The following is a 10,683-nucleotide window of genomic DNA, read 5'->3' as shown; positions in this document are numbered from 1 at the left end:
TATATGTAGAGGGCTGAGCGGAGTCGAAGCCCGGTAACAACCACCTACAGCGTAATATTCTGCAGCTCTTGACGGGGGTTGTAGCTGCGTAGGGTGCGTAGCTGTTCGTACAAGGCTCGCTCTTTATCAGTTACGTTTTTGGGGGCTTTGATCAGTACTTTTACCAACTGATCGGTACGGCTCCCTTTGGGCTTGGGCCATCCCTTACCCCGTAGTCGCAGGGTTTGTCCCGAGCGAATTCCGGCTGGAATGTTGACAGAGACACTGCCATCGGGAGTGGGCACATCAATCTTGGCCCCGAGTACTGCCTCATCAGGAGAGATCGACACCTCACAGGTTAGGTTGCCATCGCCATCAAATTGAAAGAATTTGTGGGGTTGAACCTCGACCGTCAGATAAATATCGCCTCGCTGTTGGGTGTAGGGATTCATTTGTCCCTTACCCCGCAAACGAATTTTGCTACCGGGCTTTACCCCAGCTGGAATTTTGACGGTGAGGGCATCTCCACCGATACGAAACTTCTTTTGAGCACCGTTAAACGCATCGGCCATTGCCAGGGTAATGCTGGCTTCTTGATCAAACTGGGCGCTGTTGCCACCGCCGGTATCAAACCCAAAGCCGGGGGAACCCGTGGGTTGACGATAGCTGGTGCGGGCTCCGCCGGGAAAGCCCCCGCCTAACCCCCCCAGTAGTTCGTTGAGGAGTTCATTAAAACTGCCATAGTTGCTAAAGTCAAAGCCACCAAAATCTCCAGGGGCGGCGCCGGCGCCAGCACTTCGACCTCCCTGCTGCCAGTAGCGGCCAAACTGGTCATATTTTCGCCGCTTTTCTGGATCCGACAGAATTTCGTTGGCTTCGTTGATTTCTTTAAATTTGGCCTCAGCAACCTGATCGCCGGGGTTAACGTCTGGGTGATATTTGCGGGCCAGTTTACGAAACGCCCGTTTAATATCGTCGGTGCTTGCAGATTTACTGACCCCGAGAATCTGGTAATAATCTTTGAAGTCAGTTGCTGCCATAACCAAGCTCCTTATTGCGATCTCACGTCAAATACCTTTCGATTAGCCTAGCAAAGCTTCCGGGGGAAAAAGGTTCGGTATTCCGCCGTTAAAAAACTAATCTTAAATCGAGCTGAGAATCCGGCTAAGATTCAAACCCACTATCTAATCTTTATGCGCCTACACGCTGCCCCAGCTAGCGGGCGGCCAAAATCGTAGGGTGGCGTGACCAATCACATTGTCCACGGGTAAAAAGCCCCAGATATGGCTATCGTTGCTGTCGTTACGGTTGTCTCCCATCACAAACAAGCTGTTGTTGGGCACCGTTACCGGGGTCATTTCATAGGCGGGGGACGCCAGAATATAGGGTTCGTTTAGGGGCTGGTCGTTACGGTAGAGCTGCCCTTGATGCACCGTCAGGATATCTCCCGGTAGGCCCATCACCCGTTTGATAAACGCCTGTTCGGGTCGATAGCCAACGGCCTGGAGCTGAGGCGGGGGCTCAAACACGACAATGTCCCCGTGGTGGGGGGGGTGAAACCGATAGGAGATTTTTTCAATCAGGAGCCGATCGCCAATATGCAAGGTAGGGTCCATCGAGTTCGAGGGAATAAACCGAGGCTCTGCCACAAATAACCGGATGACCACAGCAATTGCGATCGCAATCGCCACCAGTTTGGCATTAGCTTTCACCAGGGTTTGAATCGATGTTCCAGGAGTGCCGCTAGAAGTGCCCCCGGCGGCCTCAGCAGATGGTGTCTTTTTATTGGTCATCCTCGGCCCGGTTAATGTGCCCTGCAATTCTACCCCTTCTTTATTCCATCTGTAGAGGCGTTCCTACGTAGAGGCGTTCCATGGAACGCCTCTACAGTCCCACGTAATCTGCCCGAGTCCCCCGTGCATCCATAGCCGCTCCTAAACTATTGAGGGCATGGACATAGGCCGCCGTGCGTACGGCGGTGTGGTGGGTTTGGGCAATGTGCCAGATGGTCTCAGCGGCGGCCACCATCTGTTGTTTGAGACGCTGATTGACCTCGTCTAGAGACCAGTAGAGACCGCTACGGTTTTGCACCCATTCAAAGTAGCTCACCGTCACCCCGCCGGCATTGACTAAAATATCTGGAAAGACGGTGATGCCGTTGGCCTCTAAAATATCGTCAGCATCGGCGCTGATGGGGCCGTTAGCCACTTCAAAAATATAGCGAGCCCGAATTGTGTCGGCATTGGCCGCCGTAATCTGATTTTCCAACGCCGCTGGAATCAAAATATCCACGTCTAGACCCAGCAGCTGTTCGTTAGTAATCACCTCGTGCTCCACTAGGCTGCAGACGCTGTCGTCACAGTACACCGCCTGTACCGCTCGGGTTTCTGCCTTGAATTTTTGAATGCTAGGAATATCTAGCCCCGTCGGGGTGTAGATGCCCCCGCGAGAATCACTCACCGCCACCACGGTATAGCCCGCATCAAATAGATGGCGGGCTACGACGCTGCCAGCGTTGCCAAAGCCTTGTATGGCGACTGTTTTGGGGGACTGCCCGTTGGGCAGCTGGGCCATCATCGCTTCTAGGACATAAAAGGCTCCGGTGCCGGTAGCGGTGGCGCGGCCCACACTGCCCCCCAGGGCCACAGGTTTGCCGGTAATCACTGCCGGACTGCGCTGCTGTCGGATGATGCTGTACTGGTCCATCATCCAGCCCATAATCATCGGGTTGGTATAGACGTCAGGGGCCGGAATGTCGGTATCTGGGCCAATGAAGTTTGCGATCGCATCAATATAGCCCCGGCTCAATCGCTCCAATTCTGCTTTAGAAAGTTGTTTTGGATTGAGGGTGATGCCGCCCTTGGCCCCGCCAAAGGGTAGGTTTAGAGCCGCACACTTAAACGTCATCCAAAAGGCCAGGGACTGCACTTCATCCAAGCTCACCTGGGGGTGAAACCGAATGCCACCCTTCGTGGGGCCACGGGTATCGTCAAAATGTACACGATACCCTTCAAAAACGCGTAAAGACCCATCGTCCATGCGCACAGGAATAGATACCTTGAGACTGGCCTTGGGCGCTTTTAGCCGCTCCGCCGCATCGTCAGAAATGGTGACATACTTGAGAGCCCGATCCAGCCGACGACTGGCATCCGTAAGAAGAGAATTAGTCATGGCCTCATCTTATGGGATATCAAGGGACCCAGCTATATTGGACGCTAAAAATCAGGCCCCTAACTAAATCAACTGCAATAAATATTTACGAGAAACTGTTTATTGATAGTCGTAACGATTGCCCTGGGTACCCACCACCAGCGTAGCCAAACTCTCTTGGGCGTCCTGAGTCGTCTGAAGCGTTTGAGAAGCCGGCACCTTTTTCAGGGCAGGCGTCTTAAAGGCTGTTTGGATCTGATGGGGTAACACATCACCACGGCTCACCTGGCCTTCAGCGACCATGCCCGCATAGATAGTTGCGATCGCTACGGTCATAGCAACAGCGGTGATGCCTCGATTAATAGTCTCACTGGCCTTTTTTGTTACCCACATGGTCCCGACTCTGTACTTATCTCAAGCTACTAAATCCTATGGGCCACCCGGGAGATTCCCCTAGAACTTGTAGATATCTTTAGTAAACGTTGCCCTTTAAAGGATTGGTGTGAGTATCATCACTAAAAATTGGTATACCCATCACCAGTTACATCAGCAACGGCTAAAAGCGCAGATAGTGTAACAACTTTGTTACCACATCAGGAGGCAGCTGCAGTCGGTGCTTGAGGTCTAGCCAGCCCTGGTAAGGCCCCCATCGCTGGCGATAGTAAACCAAGCGCTCAGCTAGTGATCGATCAACAAGAACAGTCAATTCTTCCACGCTGGCTTGATTCACATTTAGCTGCCTGGGAGTAACCGCACTCTCCGGGTCATAGTAATAAAACTGCACCATCTCACCAAATGCCTGCAAGTGATGTAGGCCAATCCCTGTGACTACTGCCACATCCTCCCAACAGGTGAGGGAAATTCCCGAGTGACTCAGCTCTACCAACGCCCTCGCTTGATGGATCGAAATACCTGGCAACCTTAACCAATCATCAATAGTTGCTCGATTGGCATCAATGCGGACACCTGATTTCACCCCCAATTGCACCTCATCAGCCGACCGGAATCGATAGTAACTGTCCTGGGCCAGCGTTTTCTTGAGGGGATTCAGCCGCGCCTCAAGGACATCCAAGCCGCGCAATGCCTGCTTCATCATCAGCCGCCAGATTGGCCCGGGTCTTGCCATTACGGTATTTGCTCTAATAAACTGCGTCGTTTTTGCTCAAACTCATATTCTGATAGCAGTCCCTCCTGGCGCAGCTGCTCAATTTCGCGCAGACTACTGGCCACGGCGTCTACCGTCTCTCCAACCATAGAGCCAGCAGCACCCGACGTTGCCCCTACCGGTGCTGCCAGGTGCCCCCAAAGTTTTTGTAAGTGGGGTTCCATGAGATACCACACCCCTTCAGCCGCACTGGCAATCCGGGGCACCTGGGTACCCCCCAAAAGCAGATAAACCAAACCCCAGCCATATTGCCCCGTATAAAACTTGTGGATGCCTGCCACAGGAACGGGGGTGGGCTGTAGCGCCCCCATAATTGCTAGTGCGGCTGCAATCTTTCTATTCTTTTTATGATCAGTCTGAGGCTCATACATAAGCCGTCCTAGAACCTAATTTTGAGATACATCATACCGAACCCCCTGATTACGCGATCTGGCTAATATCCTGTTCTTTATGAATATCGTTAGAATTTGATATATGTGGGCGGACCATGCATATAGCCAACACGTGACTCGTAGATTCAACCAGGGAAAATAGTTTTGCTGGGGGATCTAAACTCTAGAAGTGTGGTGAACGATTAGCCAACTGAGCCAAATGCATTTTGCCATTTTGGAAGCATCAGCCATACAATTCCTTGGGGGTCAGTTCAATGCTCATAAAATCTAGAGCTAAAATTAAGCCTTGAATCGTCCGGTGCGTTTTAACACTCCAACTCATAATTTCACACAACGATAGCCGGAATCTACCCCGCTCATCTTGTTGATGAATTTTACGTGAGCCAATTCTGAGCCAGCCATTGCATGACCAACGCCAAGTCATTTCAAGATGAATGGATCACAGTAGCTGAGAAAGACCCCTACGCTGCCCTAGGTCTGTCTCTAAACGCTGAAGACCGCCGCATCCTGAAGCGCTATCGTCAGATAGCAAAGCTCCTTCATCCTGATGTTCAAGCTGGTAGCAGTGCCCCGATTAGTCAAATATCTGAGCAGCTCATTGCTAAGGTGATTAACCCTGCCTATCAGCGGCTTAAGCAAGAGAGAAGCCGCTCTGAAGCCTTGGCCAATATGCGGTTTCGGGTTAGACAATTAGATCGTCAGGGCAAACTCACCCCCTCTTTCGAGAGCGCACAGCAGCTGTTGCGCATTCCTGAAGCTGAAGTTGAAGTCTTTTATGAAAATACTGTCAATCAATTAACCCTCAATCAGTTTGAATCTACCGAGGAGTTTGCAGCTGTTTTATCTGGGCTAAGCCAGCTAAATTTGGCGTTTTTGCACCGTAAGATCAGTCAGCCCATTCGGTCTAAGCGGACTGGGCTAGTACCCGTCGATGCATCTCAAAAACCGGCAGACGAGGATGCGGACTCAGATGAGACAGCGGCTCCCCCCGAACCGCCTGTCATCAACTACGCTGAAAAGTATGGTATTCGGGCTCGTACGTATTTAAGCCAGCGCAATTACGACTTAGCCATTCAAGAACTCAGGGAAGCCCTTAAAATTACCCCCAACAGCGTTGAACTCCATTCAATGTTGGGGCAAGCCTACCTAATGAAAAAGTCCTATGGGATGGCTCGTGCCCATCTCAAACGAGTGTTAGAACTGAGTCCGAATCATTCAATCGCCTTAAAATATAGTCAGATTCTAGAAAAACGCGTCGCCGAGAAACGTAAAGCTGAAACCCAAGTCTCTCAATCAGAGACTAAAGTTGCCCCAGAACAACCGTGGTTTAAACGAATACTGGGCCGATAGCTGCAGGTAGGGATATCTCACCTTTGCGTATGCTCTGATCAGCTTTTACTCTGAAAGAGTAGCCGGCTTAGTCGCCCATCGATAGCGCATAGCCAACGAAGTCAAGTCCCTGGGAGTATATGTATGAGTTTTTTTGATTCAGAAATCGTGCAGCAAGAAGCCACGAAACTCTTTCAGGATTATCAGGCCCTCATGCAGCTCGGTAGTAGCTACGGCAAATTTGACCGGGATGGCAAAAAGCTATACATCGAACAGATGGAGAGCATTATGGACCGGTATCGTGTATTTATGAAGCGATTTGAGCTGTCTGAAGATTTTACTGCCCAGCTCACCATGGAGCAGCTCAAAACCCATCTGGGCCAGTTTGGCATGACCCCTCAAAAAATGTTTGAGCAGATGCAGGTAACCCTAGACCGCATGAAAGCCGATATTAAAGAAGACTAAGGACGAATAAACTCCGATGGATGACGGAAGTTTTGCACCGGATCATTGCGCAGGGCTTGCACCATGTAATCACGCCAGATGGGGGCTGCGTAGCCTCCTCCCGTCGCTCCTCGGCCCATGGGAGTATAGTCATCATTCCCGATCCACACAGCCACTGCTAGCTGGGGAACATAGCCGACAAACCACCCATCCCGCTGCGAGTCAGTTGTGCCGGTTTTGCCAGCAGCGGGTCGACCGATACGAGCATTGGTGGCCGTTCCCCGTTCAATGACTCCCCGCAAAACATCGGTGAGGGCGGCTGTTGCCCAAGGGTCCAGCACCAGCTGGGGCTTAGGCGTATTGTCCAGCAGCACATTGCCATCACTGTCAGTCACCTGGGCAATCAGTGTAGGGTCAGAGTGCCAGCCGTTATTAGCAAATGTGGCGTAGGCACCCGCCATTTCCATAGGCGTGAGATCCACAGCGCCCAGCGGCAAAGAAATGACTGGATCCATTGGGCTTTCGATTCCCAGGGTACGAGCCACATCAATCACGCGCTCAATCCCCACCGACTGACCCAGTTTGACCGCTGGAATATTACGGGAGAGTTCTAAGGCTCGGCGGATAGGCAGGCTACCCATAAAGGAACCGCCGTAGTTCTTGGGCGAATAGTAGCCAGAGCCGTCGGGATAGGTGACGGGGCTATCGCTCACAATGCTGTCAGGGGTATAGCGACCTGATGCAAAAGCTGAGTAATAAACAAACGGCTTGAAGGATGACCCCGGCTGACGACGAGACTGTACAGCTCGGTTAAACTGGCTGCTTTCATGGTCTACGCCGCCCACAATGGCCTTTACATAGTGGGTACGTGGATCGACGGCCACCAGTGCTATTTGATCCGCTAGGGCACCACTGCCAAACCGATTTACATAGGCCTGTTTGACCGTTTTTTTAGCGAGGTTTTGTAGCTTAAAGTCAATTGTGGTCTGGACCCGCATCCCTCCCTTAACTACGGCCTCTTGCCCAAATTGTTCCTGCAGCTCTTGCACAACAGCTTCGGTTACATAGGGAGCTTTACTAGACCCAAAAGAGGTAACCTTGCCCAGGCGTAACGGCTGTTTTTTGGCAGCTTCTGCTTCCGCTGGGGTAATCCATCGCAGTTTTGCCATGCGATTTAGCACGAGGGCTTGCTCCTGTTTGGCCGCCTGATAGTCTACAAATGGACTCAGGCCTTCAGGGGCTTTAATTAACCCTGCCATTAGGGACGCTTCAGCCAGGGTTAGGTCTTTGGATGCCTTATTAAAGTAGCTCTGGGCGGCAGTTTCTACACCGTAGGTGTTGTGACCCCAATACACCTGATTGAGATACATTTCGAGGATTTCATCTTTCTCGAAAATCTGCTCTAGGCGCAGGGATAGAACAACTTCAGCAATTTTACGGCTAATGGCCTGCTGCGGGCTCAAAAACAGGTTTTTGATTAGCTGCATCGTGATGGTGGACCCCCCCTGGGTAGTTCCACCGGCCTGAACATTGGCTAAAAAGGCTCGGCCAATACCCACTGGGTTAATTCCACTGTGGCTATAAAAGTTACTATCTTCAACGGCCAATACCGCCCGCTTCAGGTGGGGAGAAATTTCATTGAGATCGACAACTTCTCGGTTAGCCTCATCGTGCAGACTATCTAGAAGATTGCCATCCATGTCATAGATGTAGCTGGTTTCGGTGGGGATATAGTTACGCAGCGCCCGCACATCCGGTAAATTGCGAAAGCTGATGGCTAAGCCCACTAACCCCCCTGCTGCGATCGCACTGCACAGCATCGTCGCTGTCAGCAGGGTAGCGCCGCTAATCTGCAGCACATCCTGAATGTGCTTAAGGACTTTAGGTTCACCAGCTATCTGGAAAGGAACTCGAGTTTGACGAATCGTATTAAATGCCACAGATACGCTACATCCTTACGGAAATACACGGCAGGCCATAAATTATAAGAGCTACGGCCATAATAAAGACGCTAGATTATGATGGGCACTCGCTGGCCGTCCCTGTTTGGGAAATGAGTTATCCGCCACTATAGTGGATTCTGGTCAAATGTCCAGACAAAAATAAAAACTTAGGCTATTCCACGGAGTTTTATCGTCGAGCCCTGATTCTGTATTTCTATTGATCATCACTACACCATTCACCACCACACCATGACCGAGGCCTCTGAGTTTGCAATGTCGGCTATCCCTGAGCAGTTTCAAGGGATTTATCGCGGCGTCACCGAAGTGTTTCCCCATCAGCCGGACTCAAACGACCCTAATGAAAACCTGTTGGCAAGGTTACAGCAGACAGATCGTCCCCTCCGGATTAAATTGGGGATTGATCCGACCGGCTCAGAGATTCATTTGGGGCATAGTATTCCGGTGCGGAAACTACGGGCATTTCAAGATGCGGGCCACACGGCAGTTTTGTTGATTGGGGATTTTACCGCTCGGATTGGTGACCCCACGGGAAAATCTGAGGTGCGCAAACAGCTGACCGAGGACCAGGTTAGAGCCAATGCGGAAACCTACATTGAACAGGTGCGGCCTATCCTAGATTTTGACACCGCTGGTCGCTTAGAAATTCGATACAACTCAGAATGGCTTTCGGAGCTGGATCTAAGCAAAATCTTGGAGCTGCTGGGCACCATGACTGTGGGACAAATGTTGGCAAAAGAGGGCTTTGCTAAACGCTACGAGCAGGGCAATCCGGTTTATCTCCATGAGTTTCTATATCCCTTGATGCAGGGGTTTGATTCGGTAGCGCTCCAGGCAGATGTGGAGTTAGGGGGTACTGACCAAAAATTTAACGTGGCGGTGGGGCGAGATTTGCAGCGTCACTTTGGACTCACCCCTCAGTTTGGCATGATGCTGCCGTTAGTATTGGGCACCGATGGCCATCAAAAAATGTCTAAATCGCTGGGTAACTATGTGGGTCTGCAGGAAGATCCGCTGTCGATGTATTCCAAACTGGAAAAAGTACCCGACGCGCTGATCTCAGATTATTTTGAACTGTTGACCAAACGGTCGTTGGACAGCTTGCCAGAGAACCCTCGGGACGCCCAAAAACAGCTGGCTCTGGATATTACCGCCCAGTTTCATGGAGAGGATGCGGCTCAGCAGGCACAAAAAGATGCCATTAATCTAGTGCAAGGGGGCTCAGGAGAAGCTGAGGCGGTGCCAGAATTTTCGCTATCAGCCGTGAATTTTCCAGCAAAAATCTTTTACTTGCTAGGGGCAACGCCGCTCTGTAGCAGCAGCAGCGATGCTCGCCGTCAAATTAAGGGCGGCGCGGTGAAATTAGATGGAGAGAAAGTGAGCGACCCCAATGTGGAGTTTACAGATCCTGATGAGCTAGTGGGTAAGGTGATTCAGGTGGGTAAGAAAAAGTTTGCGAGGCTGGTGGCGTGATGGGATTAACCAAGCAGTCAGCCGCTGAGAGGATTATTGTGCCGTTGGATGTGCCGACGGTGGAGGATGCGATCGCACTCCTCGACACACTCCCCGACGTCACCTTTTGGAAAGTCGGTCTAGAGCTATTTGTCAGTGCCGGACCCACCATCCTAGAGCACCTTAAACAGCGTCAAAAACGTATTTTTCTAGATCTCAAATTTCACGATATCCCCAATACCATGGCCGGAGCCTGTCGGGCCGCCGGTCGCTACGGCGTCGATCTCCTCACCGTTCATGCCCCGGCGGGCAAAGCCGCCCTCAAAGCCGCTCAAGCCGCTGCCCTAGAAGGTGCGGCAGCAGCTGGCTGTCAACCCCCCAATCTAATCGCAGTTACCCTGCTGACCAGCATCAACCCTCGCAACCTGGCCTTTGAACTCAAAGTATCGTTGGAACTCACGGACTACGCTCTGCAAATGGCCCTCCTAGCCCAGGATAGCGGTCTTAGCGGCATTGTCTGCTCACCCCAGGAAGCAGCTGACCTCCGCCGGGTGTGCGGCGATGAGTTTTTGCTCGTATGTCCCGGCGTGAGACCCGCAGGTTCTGCCAAAGGCGACCAGCAGCGAGCGATGACACCAGCCCAGGCGATTGCCGCTGGAGCTAGCTATCTTGTTATTGGTCGTCCCATCACCCAGGCCGCCGATCCAGCGACCGCTTTTCAGCAGATCTGTGATGAAATCGCCCATGGCTAATGAGCTTGCCGTTTATCTACTAGCTGCCATGGTCCTGGGGAGCCTGGGGAGTGCTGCAC

Annotated in this window: 11 protein-coding genes; 4 read left to right on the top strand and 7 right to left on the bottom strand. The window is 51.7% G+C overall.

Annotated features, from left to right (window positions below; translation table 11 throughout):
• Positions 1-44: 44 nt before the first annotated feature.
• From IQ260_RS20330 to IQ260_RS20305, 6 genes are all read right to left on the bottom strand, one after another.
• Entirely contained in the window at positions 45-1,019 is a 975-nt protein-coding gene (locus IQ260_RS20330; protein WP_193994920.1) for a DnaJ C-terminal domain-containing protein, read from the bottom strand.
• Between the two features lie 159 nt (positions 1,020-1,178).
• Positions 1,179-1,772 carry a signal peptidase I gene (lepB, locus tag IQ260_RS20325; protein ID WP_193994919.1) on the bottom strand — a complete coding sequence of 198 codons (594 nt, stop codon included), beginning with the start codon at positions 1,770-1,772 and terminating at the stop codon, positions 1,179-1,181.
• 91 nt (positions 1,773-1,863) lie between these two features.
• Complete coding sequence (locus tag IQ260_RS20320) at positions 1,864-3,150, bottom strand: Glu/Leu/Phe/Val family dehydrogenase (RefSeq protein WP_193994918.1); 1,287 nt, start codon at positions 3,148-3,150, stop codon at positions 1,864-1,866.
• Between the two features lie 99 nt (positions 3,151-3,249).
• Positions 3,250-3,522, bottom strand: a complete 273-nt coding sequence (locus IQ260_RS20315; protein WP_193994917.1) for a hypothetical protein — start codon at positions 3,520-3,522, stop codon at positions 3,250-3,252.
• Positions 3,523-3,685: 163 nt separating this feature from the next.
• Positions 3,686-4,255 (bottom strand): helix-hairpin-helix domain-containing protein, encoded by a 570-nt coding sequence (locus IQ260_RS20310; protein ID WP_193994916.1) that lies wholly within the window; start codon positions 4,253-4,255, stop codon positions 3,686-3,688.
• A complete protein-coding gene (locus tag IQ260_RS20305; RefSeq protein WP_193994915.1) occupies positions 4,255-4,665 on the bottom strand; it encodes a hypothetical protein in 411 nt (136 codons plus the stop codon). Before IQ260_RS20305 ends, IQ260_RS20310 begins: the two co-directional genes overlap by 1 nt.
• 426 nt (positions 4,666-5,091) lie before the next feature.
• Here IQ260_RS20305 and IQ260_RS20300 point away from each other — a divergent pair, with 426 nt between their 5' ends.
• Together IQ260_RS20300 and IQ260_RS20295 are read left to right on the top strand one after the other, a co-directional pair.
• The gene (locus tag IQ260_RS20300) at positions 5,092-6,036 is read left to right on the top strand and encodes a J domain-containing protein (RefSeq protein ID WP_193994914.1); all 945 of its coding nucleotides are present in this window, start codon (positions 5,092-5,094) and stop codon (positions 6,034-6,036) included.
• Positions 6,037-6,159: 123 nt separating this feature from the next.
• On the top strand, positions 6,160-6,480 hold the full coding sequence (locus IQ260_RS20295; protein WP_193994913.1) for a DUF1825 family protein: 321 nt from the start codon (positions 6,160-6,162) through the stop codon (positions 6,478-6,480).
• Here the strand turns inward: IQ260_RS20295 and IQ260_RS20290 are convergent.
• On the bottom strand, positions 6,477-8,399 hold the full coding sequence (locus IQ260_RS20290) for a transglycosylase domain-containing protein (protein WP_193994912.1): 1,923 nt from the start codon (positions 8,397-8,399) through the stop codon (positions 6,477-6,479). The two genes, IQ260_RS20295 and IQ260_RS20290, sit on opposite strands and share 4 nt — an antisense overlap.
• A 252-nt stretch (positions 8,400-8,651) precedes the next feature.
• Here IQ260_RS20290 and tyrS point away from each other — a divergent pair, with 252 nt between their 5' ends.
• Positions 8,652-9,893, top strand: a complete 1,242-nt coding sequence (gene tyrS / locus IQ260_RS20285; protein ID WP_193994911.1) for a tyrosine--tRNA ligase — start codon at positions 8,652-8,654, stop codon at positions 9,891-9,893.
• Positions 9,893-10,624, top strand: a complete 732-nt coding sequence (gene pyrF / locus IQ260_RS20280) for an orotidine-5'-phosphate decarboxylase (protein ID WP_193994910.1) — start codon at positions 9,893-9,895, stop codon at positions 10,622-10,624. The genes tyrS and pyrF overlap by 1 nt, the downstream gene beginning before the upstream one ends.
• Positions 10,625-10,683 lie beyond the last annotated feature (59 nt).

The sequence above is a fragment of the Leptolyngbya cf. ectocarpi LEGE 11479 genome (assembly GCF_015207065.1).
Lineage (GTDB): Bacteria > Cyanobacteriota > Cyanobacteriia > Phormidesmidales > Phormidesmidaceae > Leptothoe > Leptothoe ectocarpi.
The sequence above is the reverse complement of the archived record's forward strand: the minus strand, read 5'-3'. Positions and strand labels throughout refer to the sequence as shown.